The sequence below is a fragment of the Mesorhizobium sp. genome (assembly GCF_004963255.1).
Taxonomy (GTDB): Bacteria; Pseudomonadota; Alphaproteobacteria; order Rhizobiales; family Rhizobiaceae; genus Mesorhizobium.
Genome location: NZ_SUGA01000017.1, coordinates 95,981 through 117,970, shown reverse-complemented (window position 1 = coordinate 117,970; position 21,990 = coordinate 95,981). Strand labels below are relative to the sequence as shown.

General features: G+C 63.6%; 19 protein-coding genes. 6 read left to right on the top strand and 13 right to left on the bottom strand.

Annotated elements, in window-relative coordinates; genetic code table 11:
• Genes trpC through glp form a run of 3 tightly spaced genes read left to right on the top strand, consistent with a single transcriptional unit; the run spans position 1 to position 2,500 of the window.
• A complete protein-coding gene (gene trpC / locus E5X34_RS18890; RefSeq protein WP_292567757.1) occupies positions 1 to 813 on the top strand; it encodes an indole-3-glycerol phosphate synthase TrpC in 813 nt (270 codons plus the stop codon).
• A gap of 2 nt (positions 814 to 815) precedes the next feature.
• Complete coding sequence (moaC, locus tag E5X34_RS18885) at positions 816 to 1,295, top strand: cyclic pyranopterin monophosphate synthase MoaC (protein ID WP_292567755.1); 480 nt, start codon at positions 816 to 818, stop codon at positions 1,293 to 1,295.
• The gene (gene glp / locus E5X34_RS18880) at positions 1,295 to 2,500 is read left to right on the top strand and encodes a gephyrin-like molybdotransferase Glp (RefSeq protein ID WP_292567753.1); all 1,206 of its coding nucleotides are present in this window, start codon (positions 1,295 to 1,297) and stop codon (positions 2,498 to 2,500) included. Before moaC ends, glp begins: the two co-directional genes overlap by 1 nt.
• Positions 2,501 to 2,555: 55 nt before the next feature.
• Here the strand turns inward: glp and E5X34_RS18875 are convergent, their stop codons facing one another.
• Together E5X34_RS18875 and kynU are read right to left on the bottom strand one after the other, a co-directional pair.
• On the bottom strand, positions 2,556 to 3,386 hold the full coding sequence (locus E5X34_RS18875; RefSeq protein ID WP_292567751.1) for an alpha/beta hydrolase: 831 nt from the start codon (positions 3,384 to 3,386) through the stop codon (positions 2,556 to 2,558).
• Between the two features lie 59 nt (positions 3,387 to 3,445).
• The gene (gene kynU / locus E5X34_RS18870) at positions 3,446 to 4,693 is read right to left on the bottom strand and encodes a kynureninase (RefSeq protein ID WP_292567749.1); all 1,248 of its coding nucleotides are present in this window, start codon (positions 4,691 to 4,693) and stop codon (positions 3,446 to 3,448) included.
• A gap of 454 nt (positions 4,694 to 5,147) precedes the next feature.
• Here kynU and lexA point away from each other — a divergent pair, with 454 nt between their 5' ends.
• Positions 5,148 to 5,882: a transcriptional repressor LexA gene (gene lexA / locus E5X34_RS18865; RefSeq protein ID WP_042642529.1), complete on the top strand. Its 735-nt coding sequence runs from the start codon at positions 5,148 to 5,150 to the stop codon at positions 5,880 to 5,882.
• On the opposite strand, the gene E5X34_RS18860 is transcribed toward lexA, so the two are convergent.
• Complete coding sequence (locus E5X34_RS18860) at positions 5,876 to 8,344, bottom strand: ComEC/Rec2 family competence protein (protein ID WP_292567747.1); 2,469 nt, start codon at positions 8,342 to 8,344, stop codon at positions 5,876 to 5,878. The genes lexA and E5X34_RS18860 overlap by 7 nt on opposite strands.
• 101 nt (positions 8,345 to 8,445) lie before the next feature.
• Between E5X34_RS18860 and gltX the strand changes: the two genes are divergently transcribed.
• Both gltX and gltA read left to right on the top strand, forming a co-directional pair.
• The gene (gene gltX / locus E5X34_RS18855) at positions 8,446 to 9,870 is read left to right on the top strand and encodes a glutamate--tRNA ligase (RefSeq protein ID WP_292567745.1); all 1,425 of its coding nucleotides are present in this window, start codon (positions 8,446 to 8,448) and stop codon (positions 9,868 to 9,870) included.
• 181 nt (positions 9,871 to 10,051) lie between these two features.
• Positions 10,052 to 11,380 (top strand): citrate synthase, encoded by a 1,329-nt coding sequence (gene gltA / locus E5X34_RS18850; RefSeq protein ID WP_126060753.1) that lies wholly within the window; start codon positions 10,052 to 10,054, stop codon positions 11,378 to 11,380.
• 71 nt (positions 11,381 to 11,451) lie between these two features.
• Here gltA and lpxB read toward each other — a convergent pair whose 3' ends face one another.
• From lpxB to frr, 10 genes are all read right to left on the bottom strand, one after another.
• The gene (gene lpxB / locus E5X34_RS18845) at positions 11,452 to 12,633 is read right to left on the bottom strand and encodes a lipid-A-disaccharide synthase (RefSeq protein ID WP_292567743.1); all 1,182 of its coding nucleotides are present in this window, start codon (positions 12,631 to 12,633) and stop codon (positions 11,452 to 11,454) included.
• Positions 12,633 to 13,541, bottom strand: coding sequence for a UDP-2,3-diacylglucosamine diphosphatase LpxI (gene lpxI, locus E5X34_RS18840; protein WP_292567741.1), 909 nt, complete (start codon positions 13,539 to 13,541; stop codon positions 12,633 to 12,635). The genes lpxB and lpxI overlap by 1 nt, the downstream gene beginning before the upstream one ends.
• On the bottom strand, positions 13,528 to 14,367 hold the full coding sequence (lpxA, locus tag E5X34_RS18835; RefSeq protein ID WP_292567739.1) for an acyl-ACP--UDP-N-acetylglucosamine O-acyltransferase: 840 nt from the start codon (positions 14,365 to 14,367) through the stop codon (positions 13,528 to 13,530). Before lpxA ends, lpxI begins: the two co-directional genes overlap by 14 nt.
• 15 nt (positions 14,368 to 14,382) lie before the next feature.
• Positions 14,383 to 14,844, bottom strand: a complete 462-nt coding sequence (fabZ, locus tag E5X34_RS18830; protein WP_292567737.1) for a 3-hydroxyacyl-ACP dehydratase FabZ — start codon at positions 14,842 to 14,844, stop codon at positions 14,383 to 14,385.
• Positions 14,837 to 15,892, bottom strand: coding sequence for a UDP-3-O-(3-hydroxymyristoyl)glucosamine N-acyltransferase (lpxD, locus tag E5X34_RS18825; RefSeq protein WP_292567735.1), 1,056 nt, complete (start codon positions 15,890 to 15,892; stop codon positions 14,837 to 14,839). The genes fabZ and lpxD overlap by 8 nt, the downstream gene beginning before the upstream one ends.
• A 78-nt stretch (positions 15,893 to 15,970) precedes the next feature.
• Positions 15,971 to 18,334 (bottom strand): outer membrane protein assembly factor BamA, encoded by a 2,364-nt coding sequence (gene bamA, locus E5X34_RS18820; protein WP_292567733.1) that lies wholly within the window; start codon positions 18,332 to 18,334, stop codon positions 15,971 to 15,973.
• 218 nt (positions 18,335 to 18,552) lie between these two features.
• Positions 18,553 to 19,695: an RIP metalloprotease RseP gene (rseP, locus tag E5X34_RS18815; RefSeq protein ID WP_292567730.1), complete on the bottom strand. Its 1,143-nt coding sequence runs from the start codon at positions 19,693 to 19,695 to the stop codon at positions 18,553 to 18,555.
• A gap of 106 nt (positions 19,696 to 19,801) precedes the next feature.
• Positions 19,802 to 20,617 (bottom strand): phosphatidate cytidylyltransferase, encoded by an 816-nt coding sequence (locus E5X34_RS18810; protein ID WP_292567728.1) that lies wholly within the window; start codon positions 20,615 to 20,617, stop codon positions 19,802 to 19,804.
• A 12-nt stretch (positions 20,618 to 20,629) separates the two neighbouring features.
• The gene (locus E5X34_RS18805; RefSeq protein WP_126082651.1) at positions 20,630 to 21,349 is read right to left on the bottom strand and encodes an isoprenyl transferase; all 720 of its coding nucleotides are present in this window, start codon (positions 21,347 to 21,349) and stop codon (positions 20,630 to 20,632) included.
• A gap of 30 nt (positions 21,350 to 21,379) precedes the next feature.
• The gene (gene frr, locus E5X34_RS18800) at positions 21,380 to 21,934 is read right to left on the bottom strand and encodes a ribosome recycling factor (protein WP_082037291.1); all 555 of its coding nucleotides are present in this window, start codon (positions 21,932 to 21,934) and stop codon (positions 21,380 to 21,382) included.
• Between the last annotated feature and the right edge of the window lie 56 nt (positions 21,935 to 21,990).

Here is a 21,990-nt window from a genome sequence, read left to right as displayed (position 1 = left end):
TTGTCGGACATCCTGCGCAAGATCGAAGCCTATAAGCGCGAAGAGATCGCGGCGGCGAAGGCGAAGATACCGCTGGCCGAGATCAAGGCGCGCGCAAAGGATGCCGGTGCGACGCGCGGTTTTTTGGCGGCGCTCGAGGCGAAGCGAAGAGCGGGGAGCTTCGGGCTGATCGCCGAAATTAAGAAGGCCAGCCCTTCCAAGGGGTTGATCCGTGCCGATTTCGACCCCCCGTCATTGGCGCAGGCCTATCAGCAAGGTGGCGCCGCGTGCCTTTCGGTGCTGACCGACGCACCGTCTTTCCAGGGCGCTCCGGAATTCTTGACGGCCGCGCGCGCAGCGGTGCGCCTGCCGGCCCTGCGCAAGGATTTTCTCTTCGATCCCTACCAGGTCTATGAGGCGCGCGCCTGGGGCGCCGACGCGATCCTGATCATCATGGCGAGCGTCGACGACGCGCTGGCCAGCGAGCTTGAAGCGACCGCCTTCGAGCTCGGCATGGACGCACTGATCGAGGTGCATGATGAGAAGGAAATGCAGCGCGCGCTTACTTTGTCATCGCGGCTGATCGGCATCAACAACCGTGATCTCAGAACCTTCCAGACCAGCCTCGACGTTTCGGAGCGGCTGGCCGCCATGGTCCCGGCGGACCGCCTGCTGGTCAGCGAGAGCGGCATCTTCACGCATCAGGATTGCCGCCGGTTGGAGAAGAGCAAGATCGGTACTTTCCTCGTCGGCGAGAGCCTGATGCGCCAGGCTGATGTGGCGGCGGCGACCGAGCTTCTGCTGACAGGCAAGGCAGCGGCCGAGGCCGTTTGAGAATGCCCACCCTCACGCATCTCGGCGCCAAGGGCGAAGCCAACATGGTCGATGTCGGCGACAAGGCCGAGACGACTCGCACGGCGATCGCCGAGGGCTTTGTCTCGATGCGCCCCGAAACGCTGGAGATGATTCTGGCCGGCGACGCCAAGAAGGGCGATGTGCTGGGCACCGCCCGTATCGCCGGCATCATGGCCGCGAAGAAGACGCATGATCTGATCCCGCTTTGCCATCCGCTGCTTCTGACCAAAGTGGCCGTCGAGATCGAGCCGGACCATTCGCTGCCCGGCCTCAAGGTCACAGCGCTCGCCCGCGTCACCGGCAAGACCGGCGTGGAGATGGAAGCGCTGACCGCCGCCTCGGTCGCCTGCCTCACCATCTACGACATGGCCAAGGCGGTGGATCGCGGCATGGTGATTTCCGGTGTCCGGCTGGTCGAGAAGACCGGCGGCAAATCCGGAGACTACAAGGCGGATGCCTGATGGCGCTGGTACCGGTCGCCGAAGCGCTCGCGCGCCTGCTCGACGGCGCAACGCCTTTGCCGGGCGAAAGCATTCCGCTGGCGGAAGCGGCCGGACGGGTCCTGGCGGAACCGGTTGTGGCGCTGCGCACGCAGCCGCCTTTCAACGCCTCCGCGATGGACGGATACGCCGCGCGTTCCGCCGACGTCGCTTCAGCGCCGGCGCAACTGGAAGTGATAGGCATGGCGCCTGCCGGGCGCGGCTTCTCCGGAACAGTCGGAGAAGGCCAGGCCGTGCGCATCTTCACCGGCGCGCCGCTGCCTGAAGGCGCCGACACCATCGTCATCCAGGAAAACGTCCGCGACTTAGGTGGCGGCAAGATCGAGGTGACGGAGCCGACCGCCGAAGCCCGCAATGTGCGGCGCCGCGGGCTCGATTTCGGCGAAGGCGATGTGCTGCTCGAAAAAGGTCGCTTGCTCGATGCGGCGGCTCTTTCGCTGGCGGCTTCTGCCAACCACCCTGCCTTGAATGTCGTACGCCAGCCGGTGGTCGCGATCATCGCCACCGGCGATGAATTGCTGCCGCCGGGCAGCACGCTCGGCCCAGATCAGATCATTTCCTCTAATGCCTATGGCGTTGCCGCCGCCGCCCAGTCGGTCGGCGCGCGGGCGCTCGATTTCGGCATCGCCGCCGATCGCAAGGAGGCGATCGCCGCGCTGGTCAGGAAAGCGGTCGAGGCGGGCGCAGATGTCATCGTCACGCTGGGCGGCGCCTCGGTCGGCGATCACGACCTGATCCATGACGTGCTGACCGGCGAAGGCATGCGGCTCGACTTCTGGAAGATCGCAATGCGCCCCGGCAAACCGTTGATGTTCGGCCGGCTTGGCAATGTCCGCTGCATCGGCCTGCCAGGCAATCCGGTGGCAAGCATCGTCTGCTCGCAGCTCTTCCTGAAGCCGCTGCTTGCCCGGCTCGGCGGCCGCAATTTCAGGCAGGACGTGCGAACGGCCAGGCTGGGCGCCGCGATGCCGGCCAACGATCTCAGGCAGGACTATGTTCGCGCCGTGGTGCGCGAGGACGCCGGCACCCTGGTTGCGACCCCCTTCGGCATCCAGGACTCCTCGATGCTCAAGATGCTCGCCGACGCCAACGGCCTGATCGTGCGTGAGCCATTCGCGCTGGCTGCGGAGCTTGGCGCCGAATGCAGCGTGCTTATGCTGCGCTGATAGATCGACAACGCCGGTCGGTCAGCCGATCGTCATACGTCGACGAATTCGATCGTTATTCGTCCACCAGCGTTCGGGTCAGGGGATGGTCCGGATCTGCGAGACCATCAGCGACGTTGAAATGATGCCGGTCCGGCTCGACAACTGACTGGGTAGCGGCGCCGAGCCCCGTCCAGATATTGGCGAGCAAGGCGCTCTGGCGCAGGAATTCCGAGCGCTCGCCGCCGCCGACCCAACAGGTGATGCGGGTTCCTTGCACGGGCCGCAGCAGCGCTGGGCTTTCGCTCAAGGCTTCCCGTTCGTCGATGTTCAGCGTCTCGTTCAAAGCCGTGAACATCAACGGCCGAAGGTCGTGCAGGCCTGAAATCGAAACGACCTTGCGTATGCGTTGCGCCACCATGGCGCCCAGCGGCGAAGTCGCCGTCACCATCCGGCTGGCAAGATGTCCGCCGGCCGAGTGACCGGTCAGCATCAGCGGGCCATCGACCATGGCCGCCGCCTTGCCGATCGCGGCCGCGACTTCATTGACGATGCCGCCGATCCTGGTCTGCGGGCACAGCGTATAGGAAGGCATGGCGACGGCAAAGCCGCGACCGACAGCGCCGGCGGCCAGATGTGACCAGGATGTCTTGTCCGATTCCATCCAGTAGCCGCCATGGATGAACACGACGAGCCCCTTCGGCGCGGCAGGCGGAAGGAAGAGATCGAACCGGCTGCGCGGCGCCTCGCCATAGACGATGTCGAGCCGCGCCCTGCCCTCTGCCAGCAGCCTTTCGCGAAATGCCTGAGCCGGGCCGTCCCAGGCCGCCGGCCAGCGGTCGCCGCCAGCGATGTTCGCGCCGTTGGCATAGGCGTCATCCCAGTCGACAATGCGGTGTCCCAGCATCGGCCCCTCCAGCGATCAGATCAATTTCGAGTTGTCTTTGTTCGGCATGCCATTCGAAGTCAGGTGACGGCCTCCTTGATCGCATAGCGCGCCTCCTGCCAGGCGCCCGTGCGTAGTATGTCTTCCAGCACCTCGACGGCGTTCCAGACATCCCGGTAGCCGACATAGAGCGGCGTGAAGCCGAAGCGGACGGTCGACGGCGCACGGAAATCGCCGATCACGCCGCGCTCGATCAAGGCGCGCATCACCTGGTAGCCATGCGGATGGGCGAACGACACTTGGCTGCCGCGCTCGGCGCCGTTGCGCGGGCTTTCCAGCTCGAGACCGAAAGCGCCGCATCTGGCTTCGACAAGCCGGATGAACAGATCCGTCAGCGCGACGCTTTTCTTCCGCACGGCCGTCATGTCGACCTCGTCCCAGAGATCCAGGGAACCTTTCAGCGCGCGCATCGACAGCACGGGCTGCGTTCCGCACAGGAATCGCCGGATGCCCGTGCCGGCGGCATAACCCTGCTCGAACGCGAAGGGCCGGGCATGGCCCCACCAGCCGCTGAGCGGCTGGCTGATGTCGGGATGATGGCGGGTGGCGCCGTAGATGAAGGCCGGCGCGCCCGGTCCGCCATTGAGATATTTATAGGTGCAGCCGATGGCGAAATCGGCATTCGAGCCGTCGAGATCCACCGGCAGGGCGCCGGCCGTATGGCAGAGGTCCCAGACGATCAACGCGCCGGCGTCATGGGCCTTGCGGGTCAGGGCCGCCATATCGCGCAACCGGCCGGACTTGTAGTTGACGTGGTTGACCAGGATGACGGCGACACGGTCGTCGATCAGTTCCGCGATCGTCGGTGCATCGACGCCTTCGAGCCGCAGCACCGTGCCGGGCCGCGTCGAGGCCACCCCCTCCGCCATGTAGAGGTCGGTCGGAAAGCTGTCGCCTTCGGCAACGATCACCGGGCGGTCGGGTCGCATTGCGAGCGCCGCATGCAGGACCTTGTAGATGTTGATCGAGGTGGTGTCGCATACCACCGTCTGGCCAGGCGCGGCGCCGATCAGACGCCCGAGCCGGTCGCCCAGATTGACAGGCATGTCGAACCAGCCGGCGGTGTTCCAGGCGCGGATGAGGTCCTGCGCCCATTCCTGCTTCGCGGCCGTCTCGATCTCGTTGAAGACGTTGATCGAAGCAGCGCCCAGCGAATTGCCGTCGAGATAAATCACTCCTTTCGGCAGGACGAAGCGATCGCGCAAGGGGCGCAGCGGGTCCGCGGCGTCCATCGCCTCGACCTCGGCAAGATCGGGAATTCCCCTCATGTGCTACCGCCTCCATTTCGACCCAGGCCGCTACACCCCTCCGGCGACCAAGGCGGTTGTCCCATCACCGTCCGCAACCCGGCAAGAACCTTCTGTCCTATGTTAGCTGGTCCATAGACGGCAAAGGCTGAGGATCGGAATCCTAGCCAAGGTTGGCATTTTGAGTTCGTTTCGTTCACGTTACGGTACGTGGTTGGGTCAGCTGACTGGATCCCTTCAGCACCTTTGCGACGATGTCGCCTCTCAATTTCAGCATGAGGAGAATTGCAAAATCGAGCGGAATCAATGACACAGCCCAACCGGTGGCGACCGGGCAGCGTCCGATGCAACATTCTTTCGGCAGCGTTAAGAAATTCATTAAACTTTAAACGGTTGCGGAACACAACTGGAACAGATAGTGTTTGTTCTGGGTTTGTTTTTCTGATTCTGGTTTCGGAACCCGTGGGGGCCGCCAATGCTGACGCGCAAGCAACATGAACTCCTGATGTTCATCCATGAACGCCTGAAGGAGAGCGGGATTCCTCCATCCTTTGACGAGATGAAGGAAGCGCTCGACCTGGCCTCGAAGTCCGGCATCCATCGGCTCATCACGGCGCTGGAAGAACGCGGCTTCATTCGCCGGCTACCGAACCGGGCGCGCGCGCTGGAGGTCTTGCGCCTGCCCGACTCGATCGCTCCCGGCCTCAACGCCGCGAAGAAATTTTCGCCAAGCGTCATCCAGGGCGGCCAGGGCAATCTAAGCCGACAGGTCAAGCCGGCAGCGCCCTCGCGTACACCGACACCCAGCAATGATGACGACGCCGCTTCGGCGGTGTCCATTCCGGTGATGGGCCGCATCGCCGCCGGTGTGCCGATCGACGCCATCCAGCACCAGACGCATTCGATCTCGGTCCCGCCGGACATGATCATGGGCGGCGAGCACTATGCGCTGGAGGTCAAGGGCGACTCGATGATCGAGGCTGGCATCTTCGACGGCGACACCGTCATCATCCGCAACGCCAGCACGGCAAGCCCGGGCGAGATCGTCGTGGCGCTGGTCGATGACGAGGAGGCAACGCTCAAGCGCTTCCGCCGTAAGGGCGCTTCGATCGCGCTGGAGGCCGCCAACCCGGCCTACGAGACCCGCATTTTCGGGCCGGATCGGGTCAAGGTGCAGGGCAAGCTCGTCGGGCTGATCCGCCGCTACTGATCCGGCTGCGAGGGCTTGGCCCTCTCGGGCTTTTCATAAGGTGGCAGTCCCCTCGCCTCGCGGGTGTATTTGCGCTGCTCGTGCCAGGGCCGATATGGCTTTTCGACCGCATATTGGATGGCTGCTCGCGCGGTCGCCGATTGTGGATCGAAGAAGACCGCGGCGCTGCCGTCGCGCGCCAGCTGGCGCTTGGTGACGACAAGCACGCGCTGATCCCAGCAGGGATTGTAGGCCGTCGCATCGTTGATGACGATGAGGTCGGCAAAGCCGCAGGCGGGCCGTGCGCTGTCGCGGTTTTCGGCGAGCGCGACGATCGCGCCGGACGGATGCCGGCCAATGCAGAGATCGCCGGTGCAATAGAAGGGCGAGCCGGGCGGCAGGTCGACCGGGTCGGCGATATCGAGTGCATCCTTGGCAAATGTCTCGGGCGGCACGATGTCCTCAGCCTTCAGCGCCCGCTTCCAATTGTCGGTGGTGAACTCGTTGGAGCGTTCGCGGTTGACGGCAAGCTCGCCGCCGCCGATCGGCATCGCCACGAGATGCGCGTCCTCCGAGATCAGCACATCCGGCGTGCGCACATGCGGGATGGCCAGCAGCGCGGCGAGCGCGAAGGGCACAGCGGCAAGCCTCAGCCAGGTGGTGGCCATGGTTGCGATGACGAGCGCGATTGTCGCCAGCAGCACCGACTGGATCGAGATCAATCCCACGGCATCGACTGGCGAGCGCTCGGAAATCCATGCCGAAATGGCGATCATCGCTGTCAGGCCCTTGCCCATCACATAGAGGAAGGGACCGTCGAAGCCGAACGGCATGGCGAGCGCGCTTAACACGGCGAACGGCATGACGATCAGCGAGACGATCGGCATGACCGCCAGATTGGCGAGCAGGCTGAGCGGCGACACGCGCTGAAAGTGCCAGATCGCAAACAGCAATGTCGCGCTGCCGGCGATGAGCGAGGTCACAGCAGCGCCGCCTACGCCAACCGCCAGTTTTCGCGACAGGAACCTCAGGAACGAACGCTTCACCGGCGGCGCGGTCGTTTTGCCGGCGCGATAATCGGCAAAGCCGGCATAGGCGCCGACCAGGGCCGCAGTGGCCGCGAAGGACATCTGGAAGCTCGGGCCGACCACTTCATGCGGCGAGACAAGGATGACGGCAATCGCCGAGATCGCCAGGTTGCGCATCGTCAACGCCGCGCGGTCGAAGAGCACCGCTACAAGCATGACCGCAAGCATGATGAAGCTTCGCTCGGCCGCCACCACGATGCCGGAGATGACGAGGTAGGCGGCGATCGAGGCCAGCGCGATTGCCGCGGCGTATTTCTTCACCGGCCGGCGCGACGAGAAATCGGGAAACAGCGCGAAGGCGCCGCGCAGCAGGAACATGATCGTGCCGGCGACCAGCGCCATGTGCAGGCCGGAGATCGAGATGATGTGATAGATGCCGGTCCGTCGCATCGACTCGTTGATCGCATCCGGAATGCCGGCGCGCACGCCGACGATCAGCGCCGCCGCGATCTCGCCTTCGGACCCGCCGATGCTGCTCCGGATGTGGTCGGCGATCCCTTCGCGCGCGTTTTCCACGGCCGACGCAATGCGCGCTCCCAAGGGAGCCCCCGTTGTCGCCGTCGAAGGCGGAGCCAACAGCTTTGGGTCGCCCAGGAAGAAGCCGCTGCCGCCGATGCCGCTAAAGTAGCTGTCGAAGGAAAAATCGTAACTCTCCGGCCGGACCGGACCGGTCGGCGGCAGCAGCTTGGCATAGCCGGTCAGCATCGATCCGGCGGTCATACCGGGCGGGATCCTGCGCGCCGACAGCCGAACGCGGTCGGGCGCGTAGCGCAGCGTCGGGTACTCGGTGGAGACGAGATCGATGGTCAGCCGCACACGGCCATTGGCCATCGCTTCGGCGGTGACCAGGCGGCCGGTCAGCCGGGTCTGGATTTCGGACCCCAGCATCGGCGTCGCCATCCGCCAGGTCTCCACCTTGGCCGCGAGAAACCCGAGCGCGCAGAAAAGCGATGCCATGAAGACAAGGTGCGTCTTTTGCCAGGAGCGCGACACCGCCGCGCAGAGAGCCATCAGAGCCACCGCGGCAAGCGGCCTGTAGAGGTCTGGCTCGGTGTTGAGCGAGAAGTAATAGATGACACCGGCGGCCAGGAACACCGGCACCAGCAGGAAGCCGACGCCGCGGTCGAGCTCGGTGGTGGCAGCGACCGCAACGCTTCGCCGCAGCGCAGGAAGCGAAACGCGGCCAAACTGTTTGGGGATTTGGCCTACGGTACCCGTTGGCGACGCTGGCTGCAGCGCACCGCCACCAGGCGGCGGTAGCTCGGCGGGCGGATGGAGTTCTGGAAGCGAAAGCGGCGCTTCTTCAGCGGGCGCGGCATGGGCAAACATCAGGCGCTCGCTGACGCCTGCTGTCGATTCCCCGTCCTCCCTCACGCCCCGGCCACGTCCAGCCATCGGGTCTGCCCCTTGCGCCCCAGACCGCCTATGGTACATGAACGCCGACTGCGCGAAAGCCCACGCGAAATATGCCGTTTCAGTGCTTCTTCGAGAGTTCCATGTCCGACAAGGTCGTCACCCGTTTCGCCCCCTCGCCCACAGGCTACCTGCATATTGGCGGGGCGCGCACGGCGCTGTTCAACTGGCTCTATGCCAGGCACACCGGCGGCACGATGCTGCTGCGTATCGAGGACACCGATCGCGAGCGCTCCACCGAAGCCGCCACGGCCGCCATTCTCGACGGATTGACCTGGCTTGGCCTTTCCTGGGATGGCGACGCCGTATCCCAGTTCGAGCGCGCCCCGCGCCATCGCGAGGTGGCCGAGGAGCTCGTGCGCCTGGGCAAGGCCTATTACAGCTACGAGACGCCCGCGGAGCTGGAGGCGATGCGCGAGGCGGCCCGCGCCAAGGGTCTGCCGCCGCGCTACAACGGTCAGTGGCGCGACCGCGATCCCTCCGAGGCGCCGGCAGGCGTCAAGGGTGCCATCCGCATCAAGGCGCCGACCGAGGGCGTGACGATCGTCAACGACCGCGTTCAGGGCGAGGTTCGCTTCCCGAACAAGGATCTCGACGACTTCATCATCCTGCGCTCGGACGGCAACCCGACCTACATGCATGCCGTCGTCGTCGACGACCACGACATGGGCGTCACCCACATCATCCGCGGCGACGATCACCTGACCAACGCCGCGCGCCAGACGGTGATCTACAACGCCATGGGCTGGGCGGTGCCGTCGATGTCGCATATCCCGCTGATCCACGGCGCCGACGGCGCCAAGCTTTCGAAGCGGCACGGCGCACTGGGCGTCGAGGCCTATCGCGCCATGGGATATCTGCCGGAGGCCTTGCTTAACTACCTGGCGCGGCTCGGCTGGAGCCATGGCGACGACGAGGTGATGTCGATCAAGGACATGATCGCCTGGTTCGACATCGGCGACGTCAACAAGGGCGCTGCCCGCTTCGACTTCGCCAAGCTCGAGGCGCTGAACGGCGTGCATATGCGCAAGATGGACGATCACGCGCTGTTCGATATCTTCGTCGCCACCCTGCCCTATCTCGAAGGCGGTCCGACGCTCGCCGCAAAACTCGATGACAAGCGAAAGGCGCAGCTGCTTGCCGCCATGCCCGGCCTCAAGGAGCGGGCCAAGACCCTGGTGGAGCTGGTCGACGGCGCGGCTTTCCTGTTTGCCGAGCGGCCACTGCCCCTGGACGAGAAGGCAGCGGGCTTGCTCAGCGCGGATGCGCGCGCGATTCTGCGCGGCGCGCATGGCGCACTGTCTTCTGTCCAGGGCGAGTGGAGCGCCGCCTCGGCGGAGGCTTCGATCCGCGAGTTCGCGCAGGCTGGCGGATACAAGCTTGGCGCGGTGGCACAACCACTTAGAGCCGCACTGACCGGCCGCAGCACATCGCCTGGTGTGTTCGACGTGCTGGCCGTGCTGGGCCGCCAGGAAAGCCTGGCGCGCATTGGAGATCAAATCGATTAGGAGCGGACTGGCCCAAGAAGATTGGCATTGAAAGGTGTGTTTCGCAGTGCAACATTAGGCCTTGGCCCAATCTGGCACGCACCTCCTAAAATGCGGTGGCGAGTTCGCGCATTCCGGTGACTTCGACGTGTCGTTTGCAGGAATTGCCTTGCCGGCATGAGGATACAAAGGGAGTTTGAGAATGAGCGAAGCTGCGACAAAACTGGAACCGGGCAGCAAGGCGCACGAGTCGACCGCCAGGCTCGAACTCGCCGGCAAGACCCATGAATTCAAGGTGCGAAGCGGGTCGACCGGGCCTGACGTCATCGACATCGGCGCGCTCTACAGCACCACCGGCGCCTTCACCTACGACCCCGGCTTCACATCCACCGCAAGCTGCGAGTCGGCAATCACCTTCATCGACGGCGACGCCGGCATCCTCTTGCATCGCGGCTATCCGATCGACCAACTTGCCGAGCATGGCGACTTCCTCGAAGTCTGTTACCTCCTGCTCTACGGGGAACTCCCGACCAAGGCGCAGAAGGAGGACTTCGACTATCGCGTGACGCGCCACACCATGGTGCACGAGCAGATGTCGCGCTTCTTCACCGGCTTCCGCCGCGACGCGCATCCGATGGCCGTCATGTGCGGCGTGGTCGGCGCGCTGTCGGCCTTCTACCACGACTCGACCGACATCTCGGACCCGTATCAGCGCATGGTCGCCTCGATGCGCCTGATCGCCAAGATGCCGACCATCGCGGCGATGGCCTACAAATACCATATCGGCCAGCCCTTTATTTATCCGAAGAACGATCTCGGCTTCGCCGCCAATTTCCTGCACATGTGCTTTGCCGTGCCGTGCGAGGAGTACAAGATCAATCCGGTGCTGGCGCGCGCCATGGAGCGCATCTTCATCCTGCACGCCGACCACGAGCAGAACGCCTCGACCTCGACGGTTCGCCTCGCCGGCTCTTCCGGCGCCAATCCGTTCGCTTGCATCGCCGCCGGCATCGCCTGCCTGTGGGGCCCGGCGCATGGCGGCGCCAACGAAGCGGCGCTGAACATGCTGGGCGAGATCGGCCATGTCGATCACATCCCGGAGTTCATTGCCCGCGCCAAGGACAAGAACGATCCGTTCCGGCTGATGGGCTTCGGCCACCGCGTCTACAAGAACTACGATCCGCGCGCCAAGATCATGCAGAAGACCGCGCACGAGGTGTTGGGCGAGCTCGGCATCAAGGACGATCCGCTGCTCGACATCGCGATGGAACTGGAGAAGATCGCGCTGACCGACGCTTACTTCATCGAGAAGAAGCTCTACCCGAATGTCGACTTCTATTCCGGCATCACGCTGAAGGCGCTCGGCTTCCCTACAACCATGTTCACCGTTCTGTTCGCGGTTGCGCGCACCGTCGGCTGGATCGCGCAGTGGAAGGAAATGATCGAGGACCCGCACCAGAAGATCGGCCGTCCGCGCCAGCTCTACACCGGCGCCACCGAGCGCGACTACGTGCCGATTGCGAAAAGGTAATTGAGCGAATAGCGAGATAGCGAGTAGCGAATAGGGGAAGAAGGCAAACCGATAGCCCCACTCGCTATTCGCTACTCCCTATTCGCTCTCTTGATACACCCCATCACCACTTCCGCGGCGATCTCGCCGGAGGGCCGTTCGGTCGCCATGCGCCGGGCAATTTCGGCAAAGCCCGCCTTTTGCCAGGCGCGCATGCCGGTGTCGGCAAAGAGGCCCTCAAGTTGCCGGGCAAGGTTCTCCGGCCGGACATACTGGTCGTAGAATTCCGGAACCAATGTACGGTCGGAAATCAGGTTGGGCAGCAGGGCCGACCAAGTCGTCACCATATGCTGCAGCAGCTGGCGCGCGATCGGGTCGAGCTTGTAGCAGGACACCATTGGAACGCCTGCAAGCGCCAACTCGAGCGAGACCGTTCCAGACGCGATCAATGCCGCATCGGCCTTGCCGAAGGCCTGCCATTTGCGCTCCGGCTCGGTGATGATTTCCGGCTTGTCATCCCAACTGGCTACCGAAGCCTTCACCAGCTCGGTGACATGCGGCACTGTCGGCAACAGCAGGCGCAGGCGATGGCCGCGTTGGCGCAGCACAGACATCGCCTTGCCGAACGGTTCCATCAGCCGGCGGACCTCGCCGCGGCGCGAGCCGGGCAGCACCAGCAGCGTCTTGACACGGTCGTCGGAGAGGTCGCGCGGTTGGCTCTGCGCCTTGGCGGCGCTAAGCACGCCCGGATCCTGCGTCAGCCGGTGACCGACATAAGTGCCCGGTGGTCCGCCGAGACGGGCAAGCGCCTTCACCTCGAACGGCAGGATGCAGAGAATGTGATCTACATAGGGCTTCATCGCCACCGCCCTGCCCGGCCGCCAGGCCCATACGCTCGGGCAGACATAGTGGACGATCGGGATGGCCGGCGCCGTTGCGCGGACCTTCTTCGCCACGCGCAGCGAGAAGTCCGGGCTGTCGATTGTGACGAGGCAATCGGGCCGCTCGGCCGCGATCATTTCAGCAGTCTGGCTGATGCGGCGCATCAGCCGCGGCAGGTCGCGCAGCACCGCGCTGAAACCCATCAGCGCGATCTCGCTGCCGTCAAACAGCGGCGTCAGCCCCAGTTGCTGCAGGTGCCGGCCGCCGATGCCGACAAGCTGAACCTTGCGGCCGGTCGTACGCTCGAGCGCCCGCACGATATCGGCGCCGAGCAGATCGCCTGATTCCTCGCCGGCGACGATCGCGAGCTTGATCGGCTTGTCAGCGGCCATCAGCCGGCTCCCCGTTTCTCCAGCTCCGTCGCGGGCAGGCCGACGATGAAAAGGCCAAAGGCGTTCGCGCGAGCAAGTGTGGTCGGGCCTTCAAGGATAAGCGAACGGCCGGCCTCGACGGCTATGCCGGCAAGGCCGGCCGCATGAGCGGCCTCGACCGTCTGCGGGCCAATGGTGGGCAAGTCGGCCCGCAATTCCTGACCCGGCTTGGCGCATTTGACCAGCACGCCGCGCGCCTTGCCGGCCAACCTGCCATGACCGCGCAAATCCCGCATTCTGTCGAGCAGACCGGCTGTGCCCTCGATGCCTTCCAGCGCCACGGCGCGACCTCCGATCGCAATCGCCGCCTGGCCGATATCGAGCGCGCCGATGGCCTTGGCCGCCTTGCAAGCGGCCTCGATGTCACGCCAGTCGGACTGGTTTGGTCCGGTCGCCGTCAATGTGCCTTCGCCCGCCGTCAGTTCCGGAACGACCTCGTGCGCGCCGACGACCTTGACGCCGCGCGTTTCGAGGGCTCGGGTCAACATCTTCAACAGGCCATCATCGCCGCGCCGCAAGGCTCTGACCACTAAGGGAATTATCGCCAGCAGACCAAATGTCGGCCTTATCTTGCTCAACTGCGGCCTGCGTTTGATCTCGCCGGCAAGGACGAGGTGAGTGATGCCCTGGCGCCTCAGCAACGGAAACAGCCGCCCGATATCCTCCAGCGCAAGTTTTTCCTGATCGTAGGCCGCAAAGTCGGCCTCGCGGTCGACCTCACCGGCGGCGATGATGATGAAGGGCGCAAAGCCGTGCTTCACCAGGCCGTCGGCGACTTCGACTGGCAGGCTGCCACCGCCGGCAACGATGCCGACCTTCGAGCCCGGCGCGAGTTGGAACCCTGATGCGGCGCGCTCAGGCCTCGTCATCGCCGCTGTCATCGTCGCCGCCACCCTTCAGCGGCGGGACCGCATAGTGCCGCTTGCCGCCGCTGGCGATGAAGTCGATCATCTTCGTGGCGGCAGGAGACGAGGAGCCGAATTCCGCCCTGGCGAGATCGATATTCTCCGCGACGCTGCGGGAACGGTCGAAAATCGACCGGTAAACCTTGCGCAGCAGGTAGATTTCCGAGCGCGGCAGGCCGGAACGCTTCAGCCCGACGATGTTCAGGCCGCGCAGCTTGGCGCGATTGCCGGCGGCGATCGCATAGGGAATGATATCGCCGACAACCGCCGAGCAGCCGCCGATGAAGGCGTTGTCGCCAATTCGCACGAACTGATGAACGGCAGTCAGCCCGCCGATATAGACGTTGTCGCCTATCTCGCAATGGCCGCCGAGCGTCGCGCCATTGGCGAAGGTCGCGTTCTTGCCGACGACGCAATCATGGGCGATGTGGGCATAGGCAAGGAAATTGCCGTTGTCGCCGACACTCGTCTCGCCGCGGCTGGAATCGGTGCCGACATGCATCGTGACACCTTCACGGATGGTACAGTTCTCACCGATGACGAGCGTGGTGCGCCCGCCCTTGTGCTTGGTATTCTGCGGCGGCGCGCCGAGCGTCGCCATCGGATAGACTTTCGTCCCCGCTCCGACGGTCGTGGCACCCATCACCGACACATGGCTGACCAGCTCGACGCGGTCGCCGATGATCGCATCGGCGCTGATATGGCAGAAGGGTCCGATGCGGACGCCCTCGCCGAGCCGGGCTCCTTCTTCGACGACCGAGGAAGGATGAATGAATGTCGCGACTTTCATGAGCATTTCGAACCGTCAGCCGGTAACCATCATGGCCGAAACCTCGGCTTCGGCGGCTTTCGCCCCCTCAACCATCGCCTCGCAGGCGAATTTCAGCAGATTGCCGCGTTTCTTGATCTTCTTGACGTGGATCCTGAGCTGGTCTCCCGGAACCACCGGCTTGCGGAATTTCGCGTTGTCGATGGTCATGAAATATACCAACGAGGGCTTTTCAGCGTTGAGGGTGCGAATGCAGATCGCGCCGGCGGTCTGCGCCATCGCCTCGATGATCAGCACGCCGGGCATGACCGGCTGCTGCGGGAAATGGCCTTGGAAGTGCGGCTCGTTGATGGTCACGTTCTTGATGCCGACCGCAGATTCGTCGCCATCGATATCGACAATGCGATCGATCAGCAGGAACGGATAGCGATGCGGCAGGAGCTTCATCAGCCCCATGATATCGACCGCCTCGAGTGTCGTTGCCACGATGTCAGCCATTTCCGTCGCCTTGCTTGCGCGTCCTGGCCATCTTGCGCAGCATCGCTATCTCGCGCATGGCTTCCGCCATCGGCTGTGCCGGATAGCCTCCCCAGATCTCGCCTGCCGGGACGTTGTTCATGAATCCACTTCTCGCAGCAAGCTTGGCTCCCGGCCCGATGGTCAGATGATCGGCGAGGCCGACACCGCCACCCATGGTGACGTTGTCGCCGACGACGACGGAACCGGAGATACCCGAAAGGCCCGCTATAATGCAATTGCGGCCGATGCGAACATTGTGGGCGATCTGCACCAGATTGTCGATCTTGGTGCCCTGGCCGATGATGGTATCGGACATCGCGCCGCGGTCGACGGTCGAATTGGAGCCGATCTCGACATCGTCCTGGATGATGACGCGGCCGATCTGCGGCACGCGTTCAGGTCCCTTGGCGCCGCCCACGAAGCCGAAACCATCCTGGCCGATCCTTGCGCCGCCATGGATGATGACACGATTGCCGACAAGCGCATATTGGATGCTGGCCCCGGGGCCGATGAAGCCGTCCCGACCAATCTGGCAGGAACGGCCGACCACCGCGTGAGGTGCAATGACCGTGCCGCTGCCGATGGACACGCCGGGACCGATCACGGCCCCCGCTTCGACGATCGCCCCGTCCTCGATATGGGCGGACGGATCGACGAAGGCATGCGCCGAGATGCCGGTTTCTCCGGTCATTGGCCCCGGAGTTGCGGCATGCGGAAACAAAAGGCGCCCGACCATCGCGAAAGCCTGTTGCGGACGAGGATGCATAAGCACCGCGACCCCTGGCGGCGCCTTGCTGGCAAAATCGGCGGGGCACAGGACTGCGGCCGCCCTCAGCGACTGCATCAGCGCGAAATTGCGCTTGCCGTCGACAAAGACGAGCGCGCCGTCGCCTCCCTCATTGGCGGGAGCCAGCGCTTCGATGGCAATTTCAGCCTGCGCGGTATCAAGCAGGCTGGCGCCGGTCAGATTCGCGACCTCGCCAGCCGTACACCGGCGTGAAGGCGCGAAGAACACCGGATCGGTCATTCCAGAAGCAATATCCAGCTGGGTCGGAACAGTTCACTCCGGGCCGTCAACCGGCCCGGAACCATTGCAACCACGAAATTAGAAGCGGGTCGCGATACCGAAGTTGAATTCCTGCACATCGTCGGTCGACTCTTTCTTGACCGGGATCGCATAGTCGATGCGGATCGGGCCGAACGGCGAAGCCCACATCAGGCCGACACCCACCGAGGCGCGCAGCTTCATGTCGGTCGATGCTTGAACGACACCAGGGGTGTCGACCTTGCTGCCGTACAGAGTTGCGGCATCAGCGAAAACGGCACCCCGCAAACCGAAACTCTCCGGGATCACCGGCAATGGGAATTGCGCTTCGGCCGAGGCATTGAAATAGGTAGTGCCACCAAGATGGTCTCCAGTTGCGGTGTCAACGGGACCAATGCCACCATACTCAAACCCGCGGATCATGCGATCGTTGCTTTGGAACTGATCGAAAATGCGCAAACCATTATCGCCGTAGCCCGCTATGTAGCCGGCGCCGCCCGACACGAGACCGACAAGGTCAAGCTGCTCCGACAATGTCTGATAGACACTTGCTCGGCCAGTCACCTTCACCCATTTGGCATCGCCGCCAAGACCGGCGAACTCGGTCGCGCCGGTAACGAAGAGACCCTCATGCGGGTTCTTCATGTCGTCGATCGTGTTGTAGGTAAGACCCAAGCTGACCGAGGACTTCAGCCACGAGCCCTCATCGATGGCTTCTATGATGGCCTGCGAAAGATTGCAGTCGCCTTCGACGCCGTCATTGTTGTTGTCACAATTATTGAACTCGTACTTTTCCTGCGAGATGTTGTACGCCAGCTGCGTCGAAATGCTGTCGGTGATCGGCAGGCCGAACCGGACGGTCGCGCCGGTGGTGTCCGTGTTGTAGTGGTCGTACTCGCGGGTCGACTTGTAGATGTCGAAGCCCGCCGCGATGCGCCGGCCGAGGAAGTAAGGCTCGGTGAAGGAAAGGGCGAAGTCGCGCGAATTCTTGCCGCCGCCGGCCGACAGCTTGATGTACTGGCCGCGGCCGAGGAAGTTGCGCTCGGTGATCGAGCCTTCGATGGATGGGCCGGGCGTGTCGCCACCGGTCGAATAACCAGCGCCGACCGAGAACTCGCCAGTCGACTTCTCAACCACGGTGACCACGAGCACGACCTGGTCTGGCGCCGAGCCCGGAACCGTCGAGATGTCGACGGACTGGAAGTAATCAAGGCCTTCCAGCCGCTTCTTCGCGCGCTGGATAAGGACTTGGTTGAAGGCGTCGCCCTCGCTGACATCGAATTCGCGACGGATGACATAGTCGCGCGTGCGGTCATTGCCGCGGATCTCGATGCGCTCGATATAAGCCTTGGTGCCCTGGTCGATGGTGTAGACGACCGAAATGGTGTGGTTCTCGAAATTGCGGTCGCCGCGCGGCGTCACCTGGGCGAAGGCATAGCCTGAGCCCGCGACCTTCTCGGTCAAGGCGACGATCGAATCCTCGACATCCTTGGCGTTGTAGACATCGCCCTTGTGGGTTTCGACAGCCGATTCCAGCGTCTTGGAGTCGACCTCCGGAATGGTGCTTTCCACGCTGACGTCGCCGAACGTGTAGCGATCGCCTTCCTGAACGGTGATGGTGACCGTGTATTTGTTGGTGGCGTCGTCAAGCTCGCCGACAGCCGAGACGACCTGGAAGTCGGCATAGCCATGATTGTAGTAGAAGCGGCGCAGCAGCTCCTGGTCGGCGCGCAGCTTGTCCTCGTCATAGACGTCGTCGCGCAGCACGAAGGACAGCCAGGACGAACGCTTGGTGTTGATGACATCGGACAGGCGGCGGCTGGAATAGGCGTGATTGCCGACGAAATTGATCGCCGCGATCTGGGTGCGGCCGCCTTCGTTGATGTTGAAGACCACGTTCACGCGGTTGTCGCCGAGATCCATGATCTGCGTGGTCACGGCGGCGTCATCGCGGCCAATGCGCTTGTATGCCGACTTGATCGCCTCGACATCGGCATCGAGCGTTTGCTGCGAGAAGGTCGCCCGCGGCTTCAGCTGGATACCCATCTGAAGCGCGTTGTCCTTGATCTTCTTGTTGCCCTGGAACAGGACCTGGTTGACGACCTTGTATTCGGAAACCTTGACCACCAGACTCGAACCGACCTGGTTGATCTGGACGTCCGAGAACAGGCCGGTTCCGAACAGCGCCTTGACGGCGTCGTCAATATCGGAGCTGGAGAAAGGCTTGCCCGGCTTGATCGTAATGTAATTGCGAATGGTCTCGGCATCGACGCGCTGGTTGCCGCTGACCTCGACGCGCGAAACGACCGCGGCCTCGGCCACCGAGGTGGCTGCGAACTGCACTGCGAGCGCGCCTGGCACGACCAGAGCGGCGGACAAAGCCGCCGCGGAAGCGGCGCTCAGAAACTTGGATGCTGCCTTCATCGGGCTTTTGTACCTTTTTCTCGTAGTCCCCACGGCGAGAAAACCGGACGTGCGGTATTTTCCCTTACCGTATTAACCGGATTTTCCCTACACGCAAGGCTCCCGGTTAATTTGTATTTACTTAACCGTACCGCGTGGCTTTCGCGTCACGCATATCCCCACGCATGGTAAACGGCATCTCAATATGACCGGCGCTGAAGCCAAATTTCTTCATGATTTCAGCACCCAAACAGATCATTCCAAAAAACGAAGCCCATGAAACCGAGCACCAGGAACAGCCCGGTCCGATAGGCCATCTCCATCATTCGCTCCGAAACAGGCCGCCTTATGACGGCCTCCACGCCGTAGAACAACAGGTGGCCGCCGTCGAGAGGGGGAATCGGCAGGAGATTGAGAAATCCTATTCCGACTGACAGAAATGCAACAAGCTGCACCAGCCACTCGAAGCCGAGCTTGGCTGCCTGGCCCGACATCTTCGCGATCTTGATCGGGCCACCCAACTGGCATTTGTCCTCGCGTCCAAGCGCAAAGCGCTGCAGGAACTGACCGGTGCGCTCGATCACATGTCCGGTTTCCTCGACCGCCGCCACCACGGCGCCGGCCGGCGTATAGGAGATCAGACGTGGCTGGCCGAGCTCGGCATTGTTGACCACGCCTATAACCGCGACTTTGATCTTGTTGCCCAGCGCATCCTGCTGCTCCATGGGCTCCGGTGTCGCCGTGACGGCGATTTCCTTGCCGTCGCGCAGCATCGTGAAGGTGATGGCATCGCCCGCCCGGCCTGAAACCAGGCGCTGCACATCGGCGAAGGTCTCCACCTTGCTGCCGTCGACTTTGACGAATCGGTCGCCAGGCTGGATTCCGGCTTTCTCAGCTGGACTGCTCGCGGTGACCTGGGCCACCGTAGGTTCCAGAACCGGACGGCCATAGAGGGAAAACAGCACCGCAAACACGGCGATCGTCAGCAGGAAGTTGAACAGCGGCCCCGCAACGACGGTCGCGGCCCGTTTCCATATGGGCTGCGTGTGGAAGGCAACCTCGCGCTCGGCGTCGGTCAGTGATTCGATCTCCTCGGCGCTCGGCTGGCTCGACGTCGCGTTCATGTCGCCGACGAATTTGACGTAGCCGCCAAGCGGAATGGCGCAAAGCTTCCAGCGCGTCCCGCGGCGATCGTTAAAGCCGACGAGCTCGGGGCCGAAACCGATGGAAAAGGCCTTCACGCCGATGCCGCACCAGCGGCCGATGAGATAGTGGCCCATCTCGTGGACGAACACGACCACGGTCAGCACGAACAGAAACGGCACGAGCGTGCCAAGGACGAAGCCCTGCGTGCTGAAGACCGCGTGAAAAATGTCGTTCAACTCATGCCCTCAAATTCGCCCGCACACGACGCTCCGCCGCGACTGTGGCATCAATCCGGGCGAAACCGTGGCGCGCGCCGTTTTTCGCCTTGACCATTAGCGTCGTTCAGTTCGGAAACAGCCGCAGTGCCGGATGCTCGGCGCCCGCCGCGACCCAACCAATGACGTACAGCGCCATCGCGGCCGCGACAAGCCCATCGACCCTGTCCATGACGCCGCCATGGCCGGGAATGAGGTTGCTGGAATCCTTGGCGCCATGCCGGCGCTTGACCCAGGATTCGAACAGATCGCCGATCTGCGAAACGATCGACAGCGCCAGCGCGGCGAGGCCGAGCTGGCCGAGATTGCCGGCGCCGGCTGCAATGGCCAGCAGCAGCCCGGCGGCAAGGCCGCCGACGGCGCCCCCAACCGCGCCGCTCTGTGTCTTGCCGGGCGAGATCGACGGCGCAAGTTTCGGGCCGCCTAAAGCGCGGCCGACGAAATAGGCCGCGATGTCGGTTGCCCAGACCACAGCGAACAGGAAGAGAATCGCAATCAGCCCGGAATGGTTGTCGTCACGCAGATAGGCGAGCGAGAAGCCGGACAGCGCCGCATAAGCCACTCCGGAAGCTTCCCACTGGGCAGCATCCCTGATGCGGGCGGCAATGGCCGCGACCGCCACAAGGATCACGAGGAGAAGCAGCAGCCACAAGGCCGGCAGTCCGGCGATCAGCGCGACGATGAAGACCAGAATTAGCGCTTCCGGCAGGAAGCCGAGCGCCGCGCCATTCCCGGGACGCGCCATGCGCGTCCATTCATAGAAGATCAACGCCGCGATTGCCCCACAGAACAGCCGGAACGGCAATCCGCCGAGCCAGGTGAGCGCAAGCGTCAAAGCCGCCATCACGATTGCCGAGATGACGCGCTGCTGGAGGTTGCTCATGCGTGGCGTCGCCTAAAGCGCCACATCGCGGGCGGCGAGCCCGCCGAAGCGCCGTTCGCGGCCGGCAAAGTCGCGCAAGGCATCAGCCAGATGTTCGCGGCTGAAATCCGGCCAATAGCAAGGCAGAAAGACAAGCTCGCTATAGGCCGCCTGCCACAGAAGAAAATTCGACAGCCTGAGCTCGCCGCTCGTCCGGATCACAAGTTCAGGATCAGGAATGCCCTGCGTGTCGAGCGAAGCGGCAAAGCTCTCCGCCGTGATCGCGTCGCTCGCGATGTCGCCGCGCGCGACGGCATCCGCCAGCTTGCGGGCCGTGCGCACGATCTCGTCGCGGCCGCCATAGTTGAAGGCGATCACCAGCGTCAGCGCCTCGTTGCCGGCGGTCAGCGATTCGGCCTCCTGCAGCAGGCCCCTGATGTCGGGCTGCAGCCCTTGCTTGTCGCCAATTATCCTCACCCGCACGCCGTTCTGATGCAGTTCGGCAAGGTCGCGGCGGATGAACAGCTTCAACAGACCCATGAGGTCGCTGACTTCGGATTTCGGCCGCGACCAGTTTTCCGAGGAAAAGGCGTAGACAGTCAGGTAGGAGATGCCGAGATCGGGCGCGGCGCGGACTGTCTTGCGCAGGGCCTCTACGCCCGCCCGGTGGCCGGCAAGGCGCGGCAGACCGCGCGCCTTGGCCCAGCGTCCGTTTCCATCCATGATGATCGCGACATGCGCGGGCGTTGCCATAATCTCGCTTTCGAGCCGGAAAGCCCGACCCTAAACCTGCATGATTTCAGCTTCCTTATCGGAAAGCAGGTGATCGATCGTGCTGATCATCTCGTCGGTCAGCTTCTGCACCTGGTCGGAGCGCTTGCGCTGATCGTCCTCGCTGATGGTGCCATCCTTCTCGGCCTTCTTGAGGAAATCCATGCCGTCGCGGCGAACATGGCGAACCGCGACGCGCGCATTCTCGGCGTAACCATGCGAGATCTTGACCAGCTCCTTGCGGCGCTGCTCGTTGAGCTCGGGCAGCGGAATCCTCAGCGTGGTGCCATCGACGATCGGGTTGAAGCCCAGATTGGCCTCGCGGATGGCGCGATCCACCGCGCTGACCATCGACTTGTCCCAGACCGACACCGAAATCATGCGCGGCTCCGGCACGGACACGTTGGCCACTTGGTTGATCGGCATCGCCGTTCCGTAGGCCTGCACCTGGACGGCGTCGAGCAAATTGCTGGAGGCGCGGCCGGTGCGCAGCGAAGCCAGATCGTGCTTGAAAGCGGCGATCGCCCCATCCATGCGTCGCTTCAGGTCTTCGTACTCGCCACTCATGATCATCTCCTCGACCCGTTCGCCGGGTTCACTGTTTCTATCGTTATTCGGTTCGC